Origin of the sequence: Acinetobacter proteolyticus (assembly GCF_000367945.1) — a bacterium.
GTDB classification, from domain to species: Bacteria; Pseudomonadota; Gammaproteobacteria; order Pseudomonadales; family Moraxellaceae; genus Acinetobacter; species Acinetobacter proteolyticus.
Map to the genome: position 1 here is coordinate 25,654 of NZ_KB849177.1, position 20,977 is coordinate 46,630.

Genomic DNA, 20,977 nt, shown 5'->3' on the forward strand with positions numbered 1-20,977 from the left:
GCTATGCCGCAATCTCTGTCTTGTTAAAATAAGCACATTCCAATATGGAGCATTTTGATGCAATTGATGCCCTTAGCACAATGTCAGTTACCGTGTGGCCGTTTTAAATTAGACCTCTCCCAACCCCAAGTGATGGGAATTTTAAACGTCACGCCAGATTCATTTAGTGATGGTGGGCAACATCATCAAAAAGACCAAGCCATTCAACATGCGTTGCAGATGATGCAAGATGGTGCCAGCATTATTGATATCGGTGGTGAGTCGACTCGTCCAAATGCTTCAGCAGTTGCATTGGAAGAAGAAATTCGTCGTGTGATTCCTGTGGTTGAAGCATTGTCTAGATACGATGTGATCATCTCGATTGATACCAGCCAGCCAGAAGTGATGCGTGCAGCTGTTCAGGCAGGAGCGCATATCTGGAATGATGTCCGTGCATTGACTCGGCCTCAGGCATTAGAAACGGCTGCAGAATTAAATATCCCTGTAGTCTTAATGCATATGCGTGGTGAACCCACCAATATGAATCAGTTGGATCAATATCAGGATGTGACTGAAGAGGTCATTCAGGAGTTACAACAACGCTTAGATCAAGCGATTGTAGTCGGAATAAGAAAAGAAAATATCATCGTTGACCCTGGCTTTGGTTTTGCTAAAAATGCACAGCAAAACTTTCAATTGCTGAATGAGTTCTGGAAACTCAATCGAATGGGCTATCCGATCTTATCGGGTCTATCACGGAAACGTTTTATTGGTGAAGCCTTAGATGGCGCGCCTGCACAGGAACGTGCTGTGGGGAGTGTAATGGGACATTTGTTGAGTATTCAGCAAGGGGCCAGTATTGTACGGGCGCATGATGTTAAAGCCACCAGTGATGCGATTAAAGTCTGGAATAGGATGCAAGCTTATTAAGCTTGTATCCGTCAATAGGGCTCAAGGGCTCTATTGACTTGCTGAATCAGATTAAATATAACAAATGTATAATGAAGATGAGTGATATTAAAAAATGGAAAATAAAACAATTACATATAAAAGTTTATGGGTGTTTGCCCTGATTCTGAGTCTCGGTTTTATAGTTTCTGCTGCGGTGATGGGTTATGCGCTCAAACAGTTTAATAGCACCAAAAATTCAATTACAGTCAAAGGATTAGCTGAGAAACCAATTCAAGCAGATTCAGCACGTTGGGAAATCAACTTACAAACCAACCACACTTCAGACACGATCCCAGAAGCTTATCAATTACTCGATCAACAAATGAAAGCATTACAGGCTTTTTTTGTTGAACATGGCTTTAAGGCCGCGGATATGCAACTCGGGAATAAGCGTTCTCAATCTTATTATGAGGAAGTTGATACAGGCGAGGGACGCATCAAGCGTGAGTTTAAAGGCTATATCGCCTTGCAGTCTTTGGTGATCAGCAGCCGAGATATCAAAAAAATTGAACAAGCGGCAAAAGATGCCTATCTACTAGATGAAAAAGGCATCGCGATTGAACAAAAACCTGAATATCTGGTGTCTAATTTAGAAGAAATCAAAATGTCCTTGATTGCCAATGCCACCAAAAATGCCTATAGCCGAGCCAATGAATTTGCCAAAGTCGGTGGGGTAAAGGTCGGGATGATGCGTTCAGCCAGTCAGGGCGCATTTTATATTCTGCCTGAAAGTGGTTCGGATGATGATAGTGATTATGGGGGGGCTTATGACAAAGGCACCATCAATAAAATTGCCCGTGTGGTGGTCACCATCAATTATGCGATTGAATAACTTTTCAGTCTTGAGTCGAGTGCACAGGCTCTAAATTGATTGAAGTAAAGATACATACAAATACCATGTATCTTTGTTTTTTTTTCATACAATCTTGGCATATATCTTTCATTTGAAAAGACAAAATAGAATTTAGGAATTTAAGCATGCACCAATCCACAAAAATATTAACACTAAGTTTGCTTAGTTGCATGATCATGGCTTGTAGTAATTCTGTCAAACACAATGACCAAGTGATGATTGAAACAACGATGCCGATATCGCCATCACCGATTACTCAGTCAAATCAAGGCTTGGCTCAGACGCGTAAAATGATTGCACCTGCATCATATATTGCGACAGTGCCAACGATGGAGAGACCACGTTTAGAACAAAATACCGAAAAATACCAAAAAAATGAGGTTAATCCCGTTCATCGTGTTGCGGATCAAGCAGTTTCTACTTTTAGTATAGATGTCGATACCGGAAGTTATACCAACACGCGTCGCTTCTTGAATGATGGGCGTTTGCCACCTGTCGATGCAGTTCGTGCCGAGGAAATGATCAATTACTTTGATTATCAATATCCACAGCCGAATAGTATTCATCCATTTTCTGTGACTACAGAAACCGTAGATTCACCATGGAAAGAAAATGCCAAGCTGATCAAGATTGGGATTCAGGCCAAAGATCTCACCACCAAACAATTACCTCCAGCCAATCTGGTATTTTTGGTGGATGTCTCAGGGAGTATGGATTCAGCAGATAAGCTTCCCTTGGTGAAACAAACATTGCGCTTACTGACTGAGCAATTACGTCCACAAGACAAGGTCACCATTATTACTTATGCCAGTGGTGAAAAATTGGTTTTAGAGCCAACCTCTGGAAATGAAAAAGACAAGATTTTAGCCGTGATTAATGCCTTGCAGGCAAGTGGGGCAACCGCAGGTGAACAAGCAATTCAACTGGCCTATAAACAAGCTGAAAAAGCTTTGGTAAAAAACGGCATTAACCGCATTTTATTGGCGACAGATGGTGACTTTAATGTAGGCATCACTGACTTCAATATCTTAAAAGGTATGGTAGCGGAGAAACGAAAAAGCGGGATCTCGTTAACGACGTTAGGTTTTGGTACAGGTAATTACAATGAGCAGTTGATGGAGCAACTGGCGGATGCAGGCGATGGTAATTACAGCTATATCGATAATAAAAATGAAGCGAAAAAAGTGGTACAGCGTCAGCTTTCCTCAACTTTGGCAACCGTTGCTCAGGATGTCAAAATTCAGGTGGAATTTAACCCAACCACGGTGAAAGAATATCGCTTAGTCGGTTATGAAAATCGGATGTTAAAGCAGGAAGATTTCAATAACGATAAAGTGGATGCCGGTGATATTGGTGCAGGGCATAACGTCACGGCAATCTATGAAATTATTCCAGTCGGTCAGCAAGGTTGGCTCAATGATTCACGTTATCAGGAATCAGCAAAAACAGATGCGGCGAAAAAGTCTGAATATGCCTTTGTAAATTTACGCTATAAATTACCAAACCAAGAAAAAAGTATTTTGCTCAATCAAGCAGTCAAGGCTGAAAGCAAAACGCTTGCACAGGCCAATAATGATACCCGTTTTGCAATTGCGGTGGCTTCCTATGCACAGCAACTAAAAGGCGGCCAATATAATGGTGCCATGGGTTGGGATCAAATTATCCAGTTGGCGCAGCAATCAGCAAAACCAGACCCTTATCAAATGCGAGAAGAGTTTGTGGAGCTGGCCAAGATTGCCAAAAGCTTAAGCGCGAAAAAAGATTAAGCCATTTTTTAAACAAGCGGTCAGAAATGTTAAATGACTGGCCGTGAAAAATGTTGATTATTAACAATAAAGAAATGATGCCAAGATGAAGACCCCTCTGATTAGATCAAGCAAGTTAAGTGAGCTGAATGGTTGCAATGTGTGGTTAAAAATGGAGTCTGCTCAGCCTACGGGTTCTTTTAAGCAGCGTAGTATAGGCAATGCCTGTCTAAACTATGTTGAAAAAGGCGCAAAGAGATTTGTGAGCTCTTCTGGTGGTAATGCAGGGATTTCTGTTGCATATATGGGCAAGTTGTTAGGGGTAGCCGTGACCGTGGTTGTCCCGAAAACAACATCGCAAACAGCAATTGATTTGATGCGACAGGAAAGTGCTCAAGTGATTGTACATGGTGATTCTTGGATCGAAGCCAATGAACATGCACTTTCTTTTGTCAGTGAGGAAGCTGTTTATATTCATCCTTTCGATGACCAATATTTGTGGGATGGCGTTGCCTGTATCATCGATGAGGTGATTGAAGAGGGAGTACGTCCTTCAGCAGTGGTTTTATCTGTGGGTGGAGGGAGTTTACTTTCTGGTGTTGCTCAAGGATTGCATACACATCATCTGGACATTCCCATTTATGCGATTGAAACAGAAGGCACAGCATCTTTGAATACATCAATACAACGTGGGCGGCATATTAGCTTAGATCAGGTTACAGGCATTGCGACCACACTTGCAGCGAAACGGGTTTGTGAGCAAGCATTTAAGATATCCCAACAGCAAAATGTTCAGGGAATAATGGTTGCGGATGCAGATACAGTAAGCGCATGCTTAAAATTCTTAGATGATCACCGAACCTTGGTCGAACCTGCGTGTGGGGCAAGCTTATCCATTTTATATGATCAAAAGGTGAGCTTTAGTCCATCTGATGAGGTACTGGTGATTGTTTGTGGTGGTGCATCGATCACTTTTGATCAGCTTGCAAAATATGTGCAACAATTCGCCATCTAAATATCGATTTAGCAGCGTTTCATCTTGGCAAAATCATTTTCAGTTGGATTGAAAGAGACGACTTCGTAAAGTTGGTCATCATCCATGTTCAAAAAAGTGGTCATAAAAACCGCTTTTTTTATCGCTAAATATCGTGATTTTGGTTGGATTATGGTATAAGCATGGCGTTTTATTGCATATTATTTTTTATGTTTGAAAATTTACTCCTCCCGATGTTTGATGATGAATATTATCCCGATATTCTCGTTGCTGAAGTGAAGCAGCATATCCAGCAGTTTTCCAAAAAGGTCAATCGTACTGATTTATCTGAGACGGAAATCTATCGCTATGCACATCAGACCCTGATTGAAATTAACGAAATGAAGCCACAGTTTGAAGACTTGGAATCAAGTTTAGATGATACCGCAGCAGATTATATTGCTGAAGCCATGATGATGGTGGTGCAAGATGTGGGTTATCTGGACATTGAAATGGAAGAATTGATTGCCAATCGAGAGTGGTAAATTTCACTCTCGTTGGTTTTTTTATAACAACAACTAATTCACAGCTGTTACCTGCCAAAGTTTTGGTAACACAATTTGCCCTGAGATCCATGCTTCAATTTTGGGTTGTTGTATTTTTTGATAATACAGACTTTCGCTATTGATCAATACACCCAGCGTATCTCCCTCATTGAGTTGTCCATATACACTCGGTAATTCGATGCTTGGTGTTTTGCTGTTCTGAGCCATTAAACCCAATCGAATCTGATCATAGCTTGCTTTCTTGGCTAGATTAAATGGGGCCGCTTGATCATTTAAAACGGTATATTTTCCTGTGATCTTGGATTTAATTGCCATTGAGATAAACAAGGTCGCATCTGCATATTCATGGCTAGTTTCTATGTTTAAACTCAGTAGCGCTGAACCTGTGATTGAGGTGGGTTGCAGAGCAGTATGGATAGGGATAAAAACGGCTTGGGTCGCTGTCGGTGCGATCCATGTTTTTTTCAGATCGTAGCTGGTTACAGGTTTAAGATCGGTAAAATGATTGACAGGGCTTTGATCTACGCATAACTCAGGTAATGATTCGGCAGGTGGTTGATCTTTTAGCTTCTGGTTAAACCAAGTCAAAATGGTTTTTTGTAGATTGTACTGCTGTTGATTGCCACAGCTTACTGATTTGCCAATATACCAAAAAGGGGTACTGCCTAAGGGAGAGTGCTGGGTAAAGGGTTGTAAATGGCCGCCTTCTACCCCAATCAAATGCACTTCATGTTGTGCCTGCTGGATGCATTGTGCTGCTTTAACCCCTTCATTAAAAGGGAAGAGCACATCTCTGAAGCCTTGAATAATCAGGGCATCTGCTTGAGGCGCTTGATTGTGACTGCAAAACCAGCTGGCTTGATGGGTGTTAAGGAAATTATAAGTGGACTGTTTTAATTGTCCTCGTTGAGTATCTAGATAGGCCTGTTTCAGTTCAGGATCAAATTTATTCCAGTTCCACCAGTCTCCAATTAAATTGAGGAAACCAATCCAGTTACTTTTAGGCACACCATTGGGCGCCAGACTATCCACAATGTCATACCAAGTGGTAATGGGAACAATGGCCTGTAAACGTGGATCTAAAGCTGATGCTAGATACTGCACACCACCCGCATAGGATTCACCAATCATACCAGTACGGACGCCATTTTGATTTTTGGTTAGTTGCGGCAGGTTTTTTTCTGCCCAGTTCATAATGCTGATGACATCTTGCGCTTCTTTTTCTGGATCAGTCAGACGAATTTTACCCTGACTGTCTCCATGTCCACGTTGGTCATAGCTAATCACCCAATAACCATTCTGCCAAGCGGTTTTTGCCACTTGTCCTGTTGGTAAAAGAAAGCCATATAAACTGAGTTCAGGTCGTTTCATTCGAGACAGACCAAAGCCATGCGTATGTAAGAGTAAAGGGGCGGTTTGATCCGCTGTTAAATGCGGTTGATACACGGTAAATGCGAGTACCGTGCCATCAGCTGCAGTGGTTTTGGCTTGATAATAGCGTTGTTTGAGTTCCGCTGTTTTGAGCGTTATTGAATTGGGCTGTGTCGTCGCATGCACACAACCCTGTAACGCCAATATCAGACTACAGCAAAGCCATAAAACGTAAGAACGCATCGATTATTTCATCCTTGAACAAATCTTTGAGATGTCACGCAGAGCGTTGGGACAGTGTACTTGAGCCGATCAATAGATACTATCACTGATCGGTGTTGTTGTTTGACCGATCCGTTTGCGTATTTATTGTGGGCGTGGTCGATTGCGATAGGCATAAAGAAGCAGACCGAAACACAGCAACATTAGACCCATGATCAGATGTGAGCTGAGCGGCTCATGATTGAACAAAAAGCCCCAACAGGTAGCAAACACAGGTGTCAGAATGGTGATCAGCATGACTGTGGTTGGGTTAAGTTTTTGGATTAAGTGAAAATAAAAAATCATGGCCAATACAGAAGAAAATAAGGCGCTATACAGCAGGGCCAAACTAGTTTGCAGACTAAGGAACTGCGTTGGTGCCTCAGCGAGAAAAAAAGGCAGTAAACACAGATAGCCAAACCATGAAACCAAAGTTGAGCCTGTGGTCTGAATAATTGGATGAATCTCTGCACCGACTTTAGCAACAGTAAACATTGACAGCACATAGAGTAGAACCGCAATGATTTCATATAACACCCCAAGTAAATCCAGCTGAATATGATCAGTACCAATCCCCAGTGTCAGAGACAAGCCAAAAATTGCCAGTGTGAGTCCGTACCATTGACGTTTTAGAAAACGTTCACGTTTGAGAATAAATACCGCAATCAAACCTGACCAGAGTGGCGCCGTGCCATAAATAATTGAAATCATACCCGATGAAACACGGGTTGCGCCCATATAACAAAAAGTCATAGAGCCAAATAAACCAACCGCACCTGCGCTATAACTGATCAAGGCCTGAGGTGTCAGAATAAGCTTTTGTCGAAAATAAAATAGGCAAATCAATGCCAGTGGAATGGCGATACTGAATCGGAAAAATAGTCCCCAAGCCCAATGAATTTCGTGCACAGTCAAAACTGCGGCCAATGGCGTGAATGACCAGATCAGCACGACTGCAATAAATTGACCGACTGTGGCAAGGCGAGGGGAAACGAAGGCCACAGCCGGTTGTATCTGTGTGCTAGATATAAAATTCTTTTCGGGTAACTGGCTCATGTTGAGGTTCCTGTTATAACAACGGTAGATTAGGTTAAAAATTTAGGCAACAAAAAAGGTCGCTGTTGAGGCGACCTTGGGATTCAAATGATGCTTTTTTAAATGCTCATCGGATGAAGCGGTACAAAGTCTCCTCGCATAAAAATGCAGACGCGTCGCCATGCCGCATGGACAGCAATAGCATGCGAAATTACGATGAGGGATGTTGAAGACACTTTGTTGCTGAACATATCAATATTCTGAAATAAGCTTGAGATTTTTATAACATAGGCTTTGGGTGAAAAAATAGTCGTTTTCTCAAATAAAGATAAAAATATAAGCAAAGTAAATAAACAATTGGGCATTGCTAAAATTGTAGATTTTTCCATAATGTTGCCATCAAATTCTGAAAGAAGTTTGCTCTTGTCTGCCTTTGAAATTTTTGCGGTAGTGATTAGTCTGATTGGTGTGACCTTGACCATTCGACGTAATATGTGGTGTTGGTGGTTTAACTTTCTGGCGTGTAGTTTGTATGCCTATTTTTTCTTTAGCATCAAGTTATATGGTGAAACCATCCTGCAATTTTTCTTTATTGCGATGAATGTTTATGGATTCTATTACTGGCTTAAAGGCAAACGTCAAGACCATGATATTCGGATTGAACCGATTGCCAAGAGCACTGTATTGGCGCAAATGTGCGTGGCGCTGATTTTTGGTCTGCTATTTGGCTTGATTCTGAAATATTTTACCGATGCTGCTGTACCGATGCTGGATTCACAATTGGTGGCATTTAGTTTACTTGCAACCTACTGGACCAGCCGTAAGCATATTGCCACTTGGATTCTCTGGATTTTTGTCAACATCATCTATGTCGGTATGTTTATTTACAAAGAGGTTTTTCTGACCGCGGGACTCTATGCGGCTTTTGTTGGATTGGCGGCCTATGGTTGGTGGCAATGGCAACAGGTCAAACAAAAACAACAGTTTCACTTATAAATAAAAGGGCAGCTGAGCTGCCCTTTTTATGTGTATTTTTAAGTCTTATTTCGTCGTTGCCTGATAGGTCTGTACGGCTTGACGGCCTAAAGCTGGATCATCGGTAAAGACGCCATCGACCCCTGCTTTAAAATAAAGCTGCATTTCTTTGATGGACCCTGTAGGGCAACGCTCAGCTGCTTTCGCAACATCAGCATTACATTTAAGTGTATCAGGTAGGAAGTTGTTTTCTGGGCGGAAAGTATAAGGATGTACTTTTAAATTCACTTTATGTGCATCTGCAATAAAAGAGGTGGTCTGTATCATTGCTGCATCTTTAAAGACATAGACTTTCCATGGACCGACGCCATTGGCATAGCTTGAAACGTCTTTGAGACCCTGTGCCGTTGCCAGATCTGCATAGGTTTTAGGATTGTTTTGCGCGACATAATCTGCTGGTTTTGCTTCTGGTGCATCGTAGAGTTGAATCAATTGCGCATGCTTAACACTCTTGTGTAAGTCGAGTTGGCTTCTTAAATATTTTAAATTTCCAACTTCAAAAGACTGTAAATAAATCGGTGCAATATCTCGGCTGTATTGATACTTGGATAGAGTTTTCAGTAAAGCATCTTCCATCGCTAAATTCTGCTGCTGGAAGTAGGTCGGATGTTTGGTTTCAATATACAGACCAATGATTTTGCCAGTTTTTTTATAATGTGCTTCTGCCAGTTCAATGATTTGTTCTAAGGTGGGAATGGCATAGAGATCATTATATTTCTGGTTGTCTGGACGGAATTGAGGAATTCGTTCACGCGCTTTGAGTTGCTGTAACTCTTTTAAAGTGAAGTCTTCGGTAAACCAACCTTCTAAAGTGACTCCATCAATGACTTTGTTTTTTTTACGGTCCGCAAATTGAGGTAGGGTGGACACATTGGTGGTGCCACCGATTTCATTTTCATGGCGTGCGACCAAAACCCCATCTTTGGTTGAAACCAAGTCCGGTTCAATAAAATCAGCGCCGTCATCTATGGCTTTTTGATAAGAGGCGAGGGTATGTTCTGGTCGAAGTGCACTGGCACCACGATGTCCGATCACTAAAATTTTGGGTAGTTGATATTCAGGTGGAGTGGTATTACTTTGATTATTATTGTCATCATTACAGCCTGCAAGACTGATCAGGCAGAGACAAAGCGCAGCTTTTTTAAACATGAACAAACTCATCAGTTTTTATTTAAGCGGCTAGTTTGCAAGCGAAAGTTATCAAATAAATGACAGTTGCATGATGCTTTTATGAAATTATCAAGAATTTTAAAATGTGTATGCAACTTATATGCTTGAACATCCAGTTGCACAATTGGGCACAACTGGATGTTTGCTCATGATTTTAGGATTTATGCTTCCAATATGGCCAATTGATCTCTGGGATAAATTGATAGTTATCATCTAGCCAATAAGACTGTCCAGTTGAAGATTTATCTTTTAGTCCCATGATATGCATCAGGTTGTCATCAAGTTCGGCGGTATTGATGTTTCTGTCTTTATTGACGCCCGTGGCGAGCATTTTATCCGACCACATAATCACCGGAACTTGATAGCCGGCTTTGGTATTAGGGCTATGCCCAGCATAGTCAATTTCATGTCCAACCTCATTGCCATGATCGGAAACAACCGTGAATGATCTAAAGTCGGGTACAGCATCAGCTCTCAGTGTATCTAAAATCTGAGACAGTAAAGTATCTTCGTATAATACGGCATTGTCATAATCATTACGTAAGGAACGAATCCAAGGATCAATATCCCGATCTTTAAGTTCGACTTCGACTTGATCATTACTGGTGCTGGTAAATTTATTGAATGCAGCAGGGTAACGTTCTTTATAATTTGGATGTGCACCAATCAGATGAAGAATAATTAATTTTTTGGGATCTGGATCTGCAAGTGCTTGCTGATAATCAGGTAACAAGCTTTCATCTAAAGAGGTACTACTGCGTCCAGAGCGATTGTTTTTATACACGGCTTTGTCCGCATAGGAACCAAACAAAGAGGATAAATAGGTATCATCTTGGTTACTGAGCCAATAGATCTTATATCCAGCAGCGCGTGCATAAGCCAGAACACTTTCAGGTGAATATTTGTTGTGTTCAGCAGCAGGACTTTCAGTGAGTAAAACCCGTAATGCATTAATGGTCGATGGTGAGGGTGAAAAGGCATTACAAAAGACTTTAATGTCAGCGAGTCGCTTTGCCAGCTCAGGTGTGGTATCGCGTGGATAATCACAGACACCTAGGTTGAGACTGGTGAGACTTTCGGAAAGCACCAAGACATGGGTTTGTTTACCTTTGGCCTGATCGGTAAGGACTAAATTATTTTTAGCACTGATATCCCATTGCTGATGGACATCTTTATGTTGCTTAATCCGATTTTGGAAATCTTCAATTTTAGTTTCAAACTCAGTCCAAAAAATAATGGGGTGGACTTTGCGTGAAGGTTTCATCAAATAGCTGGTCACGGTTACTAACATCAATAAAATAATGCAACTGCGATAAATGCGACTCTGCCAGAGCTGACTAAAATGGACAGGCTGAACCAGTTTAAATACGGAAAAGCTATAAATAGTCAGCACACTGAGTAAAGCAAACACTACTGCAGCAATCGTAACCAGATGTAGCTGTAAGAATCCCCAAATTTCTTGATGGTTAGTATTGGCTATTGCTTCAATAATAAAATAGGCTTCGTTATCGCTATTAAATAAAAACCAAGTACTGGAACGTAGTAAGGCATCTAACCAAGCAATAAACCACCAAGCAATGGTCAGGACATACCAATATGTTTTCTGGTGAGTAATTGCCAAGTAAATGAACAAAACACCAGGGAGAGATAAAAAGCCGAGCCTTAAACCATCAGATAAATTACCTGCGGCAATCAGTAAGCCGCCCGTAATTAATGCCGGCAGCAAAATCAGCAGCAGAATATTTAAGTTTTTTAAGCTGGCCTTCATAGATGCCTAGTACAGTGAGGGAGAGAAGTTAAGCGGCTAATATCGGTTTAATGCAGAAGTGTGTCAATTCTAAATTAAGAAGTATTTGATTGCACAGTAAATTAAATTAATTAGACAGTTAAACTGTTAAATGAGTGCAAAGATCGTGCATGAAGATAAGTAGAAATCGCTCAAAATCCATTATTCCTCCTCAATTTCTACTTTTTGAAATGATATGTTAATAGGGATGGTGTTTGCCTGAAAGCTCAGTAATGATCGTAGATTGAAAGTATTCGTTTTATAGCTATCTTTTTGAAAAATTGACTGTTTCTAGAATGGAATAAAACAGCCATGTTATCTAAGTTTTTTATTCATCGCCCAATCTTTGCTGGTGTACTGGCAATCATAGTCATGGCTGTTGGTCTCTTTTCGATTCTAAAATTACCGGTGGAGCGTTATCCCGATATTGCACCACCACGGATTACTGTTGCGGCAAATTATAGTGGTGCAGATGCACAAGCAGTTGAAGACAGTGTTACCCAAGTTTTAGAACAACAAATTAAAGGCATTGATCATCTGCTGTATTTCAACTCCAGCAGTGATGCCAGTGGTAATAGCCGGATCAGCCTGTTCTTTGATCAGGGTACAGATCCTGATCAGGCACAGGTTCAGGTACAAAATGCGATTAATGGCGCGATTAACCGCTTACCTGAAGATGTACAACGACAGGGCGTCAATGTCCGTAAGTCGCTGAGTGATTCGTTTATGGTGATCGGCCTAGGGGATAAATCAGGACGTTCCACCAATTTAGATATTTCAGATTATTTAACCAATAACTTTGAGTTGAATCTCAGTCGAATCGAAGGCATTGGCGAGGTGAGTGTATTCGGGTCGCAATATGCCATGCGTATTTGGCTTGACCCACAACGCCTAGAACGTTACCAATTACAAGTCAGTGATGTTCGTTCAGCTTTGGAAAACCAGAATGCACAGGTCGCAGCAGGTGCGATTGGTGATTTACCTAGCGCTCAAGATCAATATTTAAATGCCAAAGTCACCTCGGGTTCTTTATTACGGACACCTGAACAGTTTGAAAATATTATTGTCAAAGCCAATTCAGATGGCAGCTTCGTTTACTTAAAAGATGTGGCACGGGTCGAAGTCGGTGCAGAGAATTATCAGGTGTTTAACCGTTTAAATGGCTATCCCGCATCGGGGCTTTCACTGTCTTTGACGGTCGGGGCTAATGTGATGCAGGTTGCTGACGCGGTGTATAAGGAAGTAGCACGCTTAGAGAAAGCCCTGCCTGAAGGCTATTTTGTGGTCTATCCACGCGATGACACACCTTTCGTAAAAGAATCCATGTCGCAGGTGGTGTCAACCTTGATCGAAGCCATTGGGCTGGTGGTCTTGGTGATGTTTATCTTCCTGCAAAACTGGCGGGCCACCTTGATTCCTGCGGTTACCGTGCCTGTGGTGATTCTCGGAACCTTTGCTGTCTTAGCCGTTTTAGGAATGAGCATCAATACCCTGACGTTGTTTGCGATGGTGTTGGCGATTGGTTTGTTGGTTGATGATGCGATTGTGGTGGTGGAGAACGTTGAGCGGCTAATGCATGAGCAGCAACTCAGTGCCAAGGAGGCCTCAATTCAATCTATGCATGAGATCAGTGGTGCCTTGGTCGGGATTACTTTGGTACTCACCGCCGTGTTTATTCCAATGTCGTTCTTTAGTGGTGCAACAGGGATTATTTATCGGCAGTTCTCGATCACGCTTGTGGTTGCGATGGGGCTTTCACTATTGGTGGCCTTGATCTTAACTCCCGCGCTCTGTGCCATTCTATTAAAGCCTCAGCAGAAGCAGGCAGGTTGGGCGATCAAGTTCAATCAGGGCTTGGACTATATTAAAACGCGTTATCTCAATGTTTCACAAAAAGTCATTAACTTAAAAACCATTTCGCTATTGGGTATAGTGCTGCTGATTGGAAGCTTTATTTGGGTTTATCGTGACCTGCCAACTAGCTTTTTGCCACAAGAAGATCAAGGTTTATTAGGGGTTCAATTCCGATTACCGGAAGGAACACCGATGAGCAAGACCGAAGAGATTGGAAAACAAATTTCTGATTATTTCCTTGAACATGAAAAGGTCAACCTGAATGGCGTGATGGTGATCCATGGACGGAACTTTTCAGGAACAGGACAGAATTTGGGGCAGGCCTTTGTTTCATTAAAGCATTGGAATGATCGTAAAGGAGCAGAAAACAGCGCTCAGCAAATTCGTGCACGCGCAATGAAGTATTTCTCCCAAAATAATCAAGCGCGTATTATGGTGCTGATGCCTTCGGTGATTCGTGGTTTAGGTAACTCGGACAAAATGGAGTTTTGGTTGCAGGATACCAAAGGCTTGGGTCGAGAAAGCTTATTGAACTCGTTCCGAAGTTTGCAGCAACAGGGCAATGCACTGCCTTCGGTCGAAAATCTAGATAAAAAAGGCAATGATGATCAGGCAGTGCTGAATATCAAGATTGATCATAAGGCTGCAATGATTCATGGTCTCAATGTCAGTGAAATTAACCGTACACTGTCGACGGCGTGGAGCGGTAGTTATATCAATGACTTTATTGATCGTGGACGTATTAAACGCGTCTATTTACAAGGCGATGCACCGTATCGCTCTAAACCTGAAGACCTGAATTACTGGTACGTCAAAAATGCCAATGGGCAGATGGTGCCTTTCTCACAATTTAGTCAGATTGCTTGGCAAGGCGCACCGCCGATGTTAGAGCGCTTTATGGGTTATCCTGCGATTAGTTTGGAAGCAGATGCTGCTAATGGCTTTAGTAGTGGGCAGGGAATGCAAGCTATTCGTGGTTTAGTCGATAAAATGCCTGACGTGGGACTAGAATGGAGTGGATTGTCTTATCAGGAACAAGAATCCAGTAATCAGGCAATCTGGTTATATCTGGTGTCTGTGGCCTTTATTTTCCTCTGTCTTGCCGCACTGTATGAAAGCTGGTCAATTCCTTCAGTGGTCATGGCCGCGATTCCGCTTGGGATTGGAGGAACCATTCTGTTTAGTTATTGGTTTGGTTTTGCCAATGATATCTACTTCCAGATTGCGCTGCTGACCACCATTGGTCTGTCCTGTAAAAATGCGATTTTGATGGTTGAGTTTGCAGCAAGTTTGCAGCAGCAAGGTCGGACTGCACTGGATGCTGCCTTACAGGCTGCAGGACTTCGCCTCAGGCCAATTTTAATGACCTCGATTGCTTTTGGCGCGGGTGTCATTCCATTGATGTTCTCCAGTGGTGCGGGCGCATTAAGCCGACAAGCAATTGGCTATAGTGTGTTTGGAGGTGTGGTATTTGGTACGATTCTGGTACTGATTTTTATCCCATTTATGTATGTGCTAGTTAGAACCATGTTTAAGCCAAAAGTAAAAATTGAAACTGCTTAAGCGCAGTCAAAATTAGTGGCAGCAATGAACAATTCGTTCCATTTATAAAGGTTCGAATTGTTCATTTTTGTTGTCTAAGTTGAGAATATAAAAAAATATTTGTAGTATTGCGATGCCGTATAAGCGGTTGAATGAGGTTTGATCCCCCAAATGGACACGCAGAGTTGTAGTTTATTTCAAATTACACATTTTGATTTTGATTCACATCTGAATGAAGCTCCCTATTCGCTAGTAAAATAATACGCTGCGTCTAGTCGCCTTCATTGCAGATGTTTTGTAGTGAAGAGGCAGACATGAGCTACAATAATTTTTTGTATTTATTAAACGACGCACTTAAAAATAATCATATTGATCTGGCACTTGCATCGGTTGAAACCTTTCAGGCGGTGGATATTGCTGATGTATTGACGCAACTTGCGGTTGAGCAGAGTCAATTGTTACTGACGCATTTACCCGATCGGGCCTATGTCTTTTCCTATCTCCCCCCCAGCGAACAGGTTAAACTGGCCCAAGCCATGCCCAGAAATGTTTTGGCTGAGATTATTGGTGAAATGTCATCGGACAAACGTGCTGACGTATTCAAATGCTTGGATGAAGAACAACAAAATGCGTTGTTGCCTGCTTTGGCGCAAGCGGAACGTGAAGATATCCGCCAATTGTCTTCTTATTTAGAGGGCACGGCAGGGGCAATCATGAGCTCCGAATATGCGACTCTAAAACCGAATATGACAGTTAATGATGCAATTAAAATGTTGCGTCTTGAAGCACCAGATACCGAAATGATCTATTTCGCTTATGTGCTAGATGAAGCGCGTAAAATTCTGGGCGTATTGTCTTTAAAACAGCTGATTCTTGCGCCTGAAGAGCAAAACATCAATGAGTTGATGGAGACCAATGTCTTAACCGCTTATGTGGATACCGACCAAGATGAAGTGGCAAAAACCATTGCCCGTTATGACTTGCTTGCATTACCGATTATTGATCATCAACAGATGATGGTCGGGATCGTGACCTACGATGATGCGATGGATGTGGCCAGCGAAGAGGCAACCGAAGACTTCTTAAAAGTCGGTGCGGTCAATGCATCTTCTAAGCTCAGTATTAAATCGGCGCCGATTCTGCAACTCTATCAGAAACGGGTATTTTGGTTAGTGTTTTTGGTGTTCGGTAGCTTGCTGTCAGGTATTGGTATTGCTCACTATGAAGATGTCATTGCGAAAAATCTGGTATTGGTGTTCTTTTTGCCCTTATTGGTGGGTAGTGGCGGGAATGCCGGTTCGCAATCTTCCACCTTGATGGTGCGTGCCTTAGCCACAGGGGATGTACAGTTTAAAGACTGGTTTCACCTATTAGGGCGAGAAAGCTTAGTGGCTTTATGCTTAGGTGGAACTATGGCAGTTGCGGTGTCATTGCTGGGCTATTTCCGTGGCGATGAGATGGTGGCCTTGGTGCTGGCCTTGAGTATGATGGGCATTGTACTGATGGGTTGTCTGATTGGTATGAGCTTACCGTTTATTTTAAATAAGGCTGGGCTTGACCCTGCCAGTGCTTCTGCACCCTTGGTCACCTCAATTTGTGATGCGACAGGGGTATTGGTGTATTTATTTATCGCGTCGATGATTCTATTCTGAGCCGTAATAATAATTGTACCGACAAAGGTGAAAAACTACTTTATTCTCAAACATAAACATTGTCTTAGGTTGCATGAATGACTGCTCCAACACAACAAAAAAAATTAACTCAGCAGCAAGCCATTGCTGTAGAACGTGATTTAGCCAAATTTGCCAACACCATGGACAGTTTGGTACGGATTCCTTTTACCAAACAGGGTGTCGGGGCCGATGCTGCATTGAGTACCATTCCTTTTGCTGGCGATATCGCGGGTTTTGTGTTGACGTTATATGCCTTTAAAAAAGCCAGAGAAGTGGGCGTACCGCAACATAAACTCAAAGGCGTGGTGAAACTGGCAATTATGGATATGTTGGTCGGATTTGTCCCCATTGTCGGCACTGTATTCGATGTCTTTATTCGTCCAAGCCGCAGGACTTTGGAAATCGTACATGCGCATATTCGTGAGGAATATCAGGTGCACACTGATATTCATGTGGTACATCCATTTCTGCACGAATCACTGGAACAAAAGCAGAAAACCTCAGCTTTCTGGCGTAATCCAGTGGTGAGTTGGCTCTGGCTGCGTATTCCAGATTTATTGGGAATCGCAGTTCTTATTTTATTGGTTGTCGCGGTTTGGGCAGGCTTCAGTTATCTGTGGCAGTTTTATCAGTCTTTCCAATCACACTAGATTTTTAAGCAAAAATAAAGCCTCCGTGACGGAGGCTTTATCGTTTATCTGATACTGATTATTGAACATTTAATTGCTGTAATGCAGCAACACGTTGTTCAATGGTTGGGTGAGTTTGGAATAAAGCCGCTAAGCTAAAGCCTTGTTCCTTACCTTCCGCAATCGCAAATGCTTTCATTTCTTTCGGCATTTGATCTGGCATTTCTGATTCTGCCTGTAAACGAAGCAGCGCAGAGATCATTGCTTGTTTACCTGCTAAACGTGCGCCGGCTTCATCTGCGCGGTACTCACGTTGACGAGAGAACCACATCACAATGGCAGAGGCCAAAATACCAAATACAATGTCGAGTACAATTGTAATGGCAAAATAAGCAAGGCCTGGTGCTTCACCATCTTCACGACCGAACACATTACGGTCAATAAAGTCACCTGCAATACGTGCAAAGAACATCACAAAGGCGTTCACTACACCTTGAATCAATGCAAGGGTCACCATGTCACCGTTGGCAACGTGACCGATTTCGTGCGCAAGTACAGCACGAAGTTCATCTTTGTTCATGCGCTCAAGTAGACCTGTTGAAACAGCTACCAGTGCGTCATTTTTATTCCAACCTGTCGCAAATGCATTGGATTGGTAAGAAGGGAAAATACCGACCTCAGGCATTTTAATACCTGCACGTTGCGATAATTGCGCCACTTCTTGTAATAACCAAGCTTCAGCTTGACTACGAGGTGCATTTGGGTCGATTAATTCAGTTCCAGTGGTTTTTTTCGCCATCCACTTCGACATGAATAAGGAAATTAAAGAACCCACCATACCAAAGACAAAACAGACGACTAATAGGTTGCCTAGATTCAAGCCACCCGCGCCATGGTAACTACCGACACCGAAGAGTGACAAGATAATGCCAGCTACAACCAGTACCGCGAGGTTGGTTAGCAAGAACAAACCAATCCGCATCATTGAGAAAATCCTCTTATAAATAAAAAGTGATCTGATTTATAAATTATAAATCATAACGCTAATATGCAGGGCGAACTGTAAAAATTCAAGCAAAAAGTGGGCGTAGATACATTTAGCCTATAAAACGATGAATTGGCTATGAAACAGTGACTTAAATAAAATTTTGTCTAAAAAATATCAGCTAAAATCATTCTGCGAGAATCGCTGACCTGAATTGTTAATCACTGAGGCGTATTCTGGCAGAAGCGGTGGCATTGGTGGTGGTATATGTCCCTGATGGCGCATCGGTAAAGGTACCATCTGCAAGGGTAATGATTTGACGATTATACTGTCTTGGGGCAGGTGCTACTTCGACTGCGTCATTGGTCGGGGCAGTGTAGTTTGCTGATTGGGCCAATACTTGGGTATTCGCAGGCGCACTATTGGAATTATTGAGTGAGTTGCCTAAGCCAGAGGCGTAAAGATTCTGATAACGGCTGGTCACACGACGTACATAATCTTGGGTTTCACGAAATGGCGGAATACCACCATATTTATCGACATTGCCTTCCCCAGCATTATAGGCCGCAATTGCAAGTCGGGTATCGCCATTAAAGCGTTTGATTAGCCAACTCAGATAACGTGCACCTGCAAAGATATTTTGTTGCGGGTCATAGGCATTATTCACATTAAAACGGCGTGCTGTGGCAGGCATCAATTGCATCAGGCCCTGAGCACCTACAGGTGAGCGTGCATTGATATTAAACCCAGATTCAGTATGCATGACGGCTTTAATCAATCCTTCGGAAACGCCATGTTGTTGTGCAGCTTGGCGAATTAGATGATCAAAAGCATTTTTATTACGGCTATAACTTGGCAGTACAGAGGCTTCACTGGCACCCCAGTTGCTATAACTATGGATATTGCTGTCAGGATAATAGGTGGCTTTAATCACTTTTAAATGACTGTACTCAGCTTTTTTCTTATTGGTGAGCAGAGTAGTGCCATTATTGTCTTTAAATTGATAAATGGTCTGCCCCGCATAACTTGAGGTTATGCCATTAAAAAAACCGATTGTCCCCAAGCAAAGGGTAAAAAAATACGTTGTTTTGTTCATCGTTATAATATTCACGAAAGGATGAGCATAAGTTCTTCACAGCAGTTTAACAAAAAAAAGTAAAAAAAGAACTTTGGCTACAATTTTTTTATTTTTGGCTGTCGGACAAAAATCAAGTCTTTTTGCTCGAATGTTCAGCAAAAAAAATTAAAATATTTTTTTTAAAAACCAAGTCTTGACTTATGTAACTTGTTGATTTTATTTTAATAAAATAGGTGGTTAAAAAATGATCAATTTAATGGGAAGCCTTATTTTAAGATAAAAACAGTTTGTCAATAGCGAAGAAATCCACAAATTTATCCACAGCTTTTGTGGACAACTGTGGAAAAGTTTGAAATATAAGCAATCCAGGCCAATTTGACATTTTCTGATCAGAATTTTACCAGTATGAAACTGAAATATGACGATTGGAAGAAATTGAAAAATTCTTTAGATGCGCATCTTTTCGGAATGAGATAAAATCTTGCGGTATTTTTGTTTATGAGTAAATCACGTCTATGTACGCGCCAGTGGAGTCCAATCAAGGATTTAATTTCAAGCCAGAACTTCCGACAAGTTCGGCCTATTATCGCCTGTTGAAAAAACTTCGCCGTCAGGTTGGGCATGCAATTCGTGATTACAACATGATTGAAGATGGCGATAAGGTCATGGTCTGTGTGTCTGGTGGTAAAGACAGCTATACCTTGCTCGATATTTTGTTGCAGTTTAAACGTATTGCACCGATCAACTTTGATATCGTTGCGGTAAATCTTGACCAGAAACAACCAGGTTTCCCTGAAGATGTATTGCCACGTTATATGGAAGAAAACAATATTCCATATTACATTCTGGAAAAAGATACTTATACCATTACCAAGCGTTTAACTCCTGAAGGTAAAACCTATTGTGCCGTGTGTTCACGCTTACGTCGTGGTTCGCTATATGGTTTCGCTCAAGAAATTGGTGCAACCAAAGTCGCGCTGGGCCATCACCGTGATGACATCATGGCAACGTTCTTTTTGAATTTATTTCATGGCGGTAGCTTAAAGGCAATGCCGCCAAAACTGCTTTCTTCAGACAAAAAGAATATTTTGATTCGTCCTTTGGCTTATGTTGAAGAAAAAGACATTATCAAATATGCCGAATTACGCCAATTCCCGATTATTCCGTGTAACTTATGTGGTTCACAAGAAAACTTGCAACGTGCCATTATCAATGACATGTTACGTGAATGGGATAAACAGCATCCTAAACGTTTACACAGTATTTTTGGCGCCTTACAGAATGTCTCTCCATCGCAATTGGCGGATCGTGAGCTATTCGATTTTGAAGCATTGGATGGTCAACGTGAGTTTGACATGAAAGATCCTGAAGAACTGAAAAATCGTCTGGATGTGGTTAATCTGAGTTTTGCTGCTGAGTAAAGTGTAAAACTTTTTTTAAAAGGTACTAGTTAAGTACCTTTTTTTTATAAAAAATTTAAAAATTGAATCA

The 20,977-nt window shown here is 41.8% G+C and carries 17 protein-coding genes; 10 read left to right on the forward strand and 7 right to left on the reverse strand.

What is annotated here, in order from left to right:
• Positions 1-57 precede the first annotated feature (57 nt).
• The 5 genes from folP to F993_RS19390 all read left to right on the forward strand — a co-directional run bounded on the left by folP (position 58) and on the right by F993_RS19390 (position 5,046).
• Complete coding sequence (gene folP, locus F993_RS19410) at positions 58-909, forward strand: dihydropteroate synthase (RefSeq protein WP_004651937.1); 852 nt, start codon at positions 58-60, stop codon at positions 907-909.
• A gap of 94 nt (positions 910-1,003) precedes the next feature.
• Positions 1,004-1,762, forward strand: a complete 759-nt coding sequence (locus F993_RS19405) for an SIMPL domain-containing protein (protein WP_004651938.1) — start codon at positions 1,004-1,006, stop codon at positions 1,760-1,762.
• 146 nt (positions 1,763-1,908) lie between these two features.
• Positions 1,909-3,549: a vWA domain-containing protein gene (locus F993_RS19400; RefSeq protein WP_004651939.1), complete on the forward strand. Its 1,641-nt coding sequence runs from the start codon at positions 1,909-1,911 to the stop codon at positions 3,547-3,549.
• Positions 3,550-3,634: 85 nt separating this feature from the next.
• Positions 3,635-4,543, forward strand: coding sequence for a pyridoxal-phosphate dependent enzyme (locus F993_RS19395; protein ID WP_004651940.1), 909 nt, complete (start codon positions 3,635-3,637; stop codon positions 4,541-4,543).
• Between the two features lie 188 nt (positions 4,544-4,731).
• The gene (locus F993_RS19390) at positions 4,732-5,046 is read left to right on the forward strand and encodes a DUF5713 family protein (RefSeq protein WP_004651941.1); all 315 of its coding nucleotides are present in this window, start codon (positions 4,732-4,734) and stop codon (positions 5,044-5,046) included.
• 33 nt (positions 5,047-5,079) lie between these two features.
• On the opposite strand, the gene F993_RS19385 is transcribed toward F993_RS19390, so the two are convergent.
• The 3 genes from F993_RS19385 to F993_RS20360 form a co-directional block, all read right to left on the reverse strand.
• Entirely contained in the window at positions 5,080-6,681 is a 1,602-nt protein-coding gene (locus F993_RS19385) for a CocE/NonD family hydrolase (protein ID WP_004651943.1), read from the reverse strand.
• Between the two features lie 123 nt (positions 6,682-6,804).
• Positions 6,805-7,755 carry a DMT family transporter gene (locus F993_RS19380; protein WP_004651944.1) on the reverse strand — a complete coding sequence of 317 codons (951 nt, stop codon included), beginning with the start codon at positions 7,753-7,755 and terminating at the stop codon, positions 6,805-6,807.
• 98 nt (positions 7,756-7,853) lie between these two features.
• Positions 7,854-8,123 carry a hypothetical protein gene (locus F993_RS20360; protein WP_157407260.1) on the reverse strand — a complete coding sequence of 90 codons (270 nt, stop codon included), beginning with the start codon at positions 8,121-8,123 and terminating at the stop codon, positions 7,854-7,856.
• A gap of 34 nt (positions 8,124-8,157) precedes the next feature.
• Between F993_RS20360 and pnuC the strand changes: the two genes are divergently transcribed.
• The gene (pnuC, locus tag F993_RS19375; protein ID WP_171065979.1) at positions 8,158-8,730 is read left to right on the forward strand and encodes a nicotinamide riboside transporter PnuC; all 573 of its coding nucleotides are present in this window, start codon (positions 8,158-8,160) and stop codon (positions 8,728-8,730) included.
• 45 nt (positions 8,731-8,775) lie between these two features.
• Here pnuC and F993_RS19370 read toward each other — a convergent pair whose 3' ends face one another.
• Positions 8,776-9,918: a glycerophosphodiester phosphodiesterase gene (locus F993_RS19370; RefSeq protein ID WP_004651946.1), complete on the reverse strand. Its 1,143-nt coding sequence runs from the start codon at positions 9,916-9,918 to the stop codon at positions 8,776-8,778.
• A gap of 175 nt (positions 9,919-10,093) precedes the next feature.
• Positions 10,094-11,707 carry a phosphoethanolamine transferase gene (locus F993_RS19365; protein ID WP_004651947.1) on the reverse strand — a complete coding sequence of 538 codons (1,614 nt, stop codon included), beginning with the start codon at positions 11,705-11,707 and terminating at the stop codon, positions 10,094-10,096.
• Between the two features lie 330 nt (positions 11,708-12,037).
• Here F993_RS19365 and F993_RS19360 point away from each other — a divergent pair, with 330 nt between their 5' ends.
• From F993_RS19360 to F993_RS19350, 3 genes are all read left to right on the forward strand, one after another.
• Positions 12,038-15,142 carry an efflux RND transporter permease subunit gene (locus tag F993_RS19360; protein WP_004651948.1) on the forward strand — a complete coding sequence of 1,035 codons (3,105 nt, stop codon included), beginning with the start codon at positions 12,038-12,040 and terminating at the stop codon, positions 15,140-15,142.
• A 293-nt stretch (positions 15,143-15,435) separates the two neighbouring features.
• Entirely contained in the window at positions 15,436-16,773 is a 1,338-nt protein-coding gene (mgtE, locus tag F993_RS19355; protein ID WP_004651950.1) for a magnesium transporter, read from the forward strand.
• Between the two features lie 77 nt (positions 16,774-16,850).
• Positions 16,851-17,444, forward strand: a complete 594-nt coding sequence (locus F993_RS19350) for a DUF4112 domain-containing protein (protein ID WP_004651951.1) — start codon at positions 16,851-16,853, stop codon at positions 17,442-17,444.
• A 58-nt stretch (positions 17,445-17,502) separates the two neighbouring features.
• Here F993_RS19350 and htpX read toward each other — a convergent pair whose 3' ends face one another.
• Positions 17,503-18,408: a protease HtpX gene (gene htpX, locus F993_RS19345; protein ID WP_004651952.1), complete on the reverse strand. Its 906-nt coding sequence runs from the start codon at positions 18,406-18,408 to the stop codon at positions 17,503-17,505.
• 217 nt (positions 18,409-18,625) lie between these two features.
• Positions 18,626-19,504, reverse strand: a complete 879-nt coding sequence (locus tag F993_RS19340) for a lytic transglycosylase domain-containing protein (protein WP_004651953.1) — start codon at positions 19,502-19,504, stop codon at positions 18,626-18,628.
• Between the two features lie 497 nt (positions 19,505-20,001).
• Between F993_RS19340 and ttcA the strand changes: the two genes are divergently transcribed.
• Positions 20,002-20,907 carry a tRNA 2-thiocytidine(32) synthetase TtcA gene (gene ttcA / locus F993_RS19335; protein ID WP_004651954.1) on the forward strand — a complete coding sequence of 302 codons (906 nt, stop codon included), beginning with the start codon at positions 20,002-20,004 and terminating at the stop codon, positions 20,905-20,907.
• Positions 20,908-20,977 lie beyond the last annotated feature (70 nt).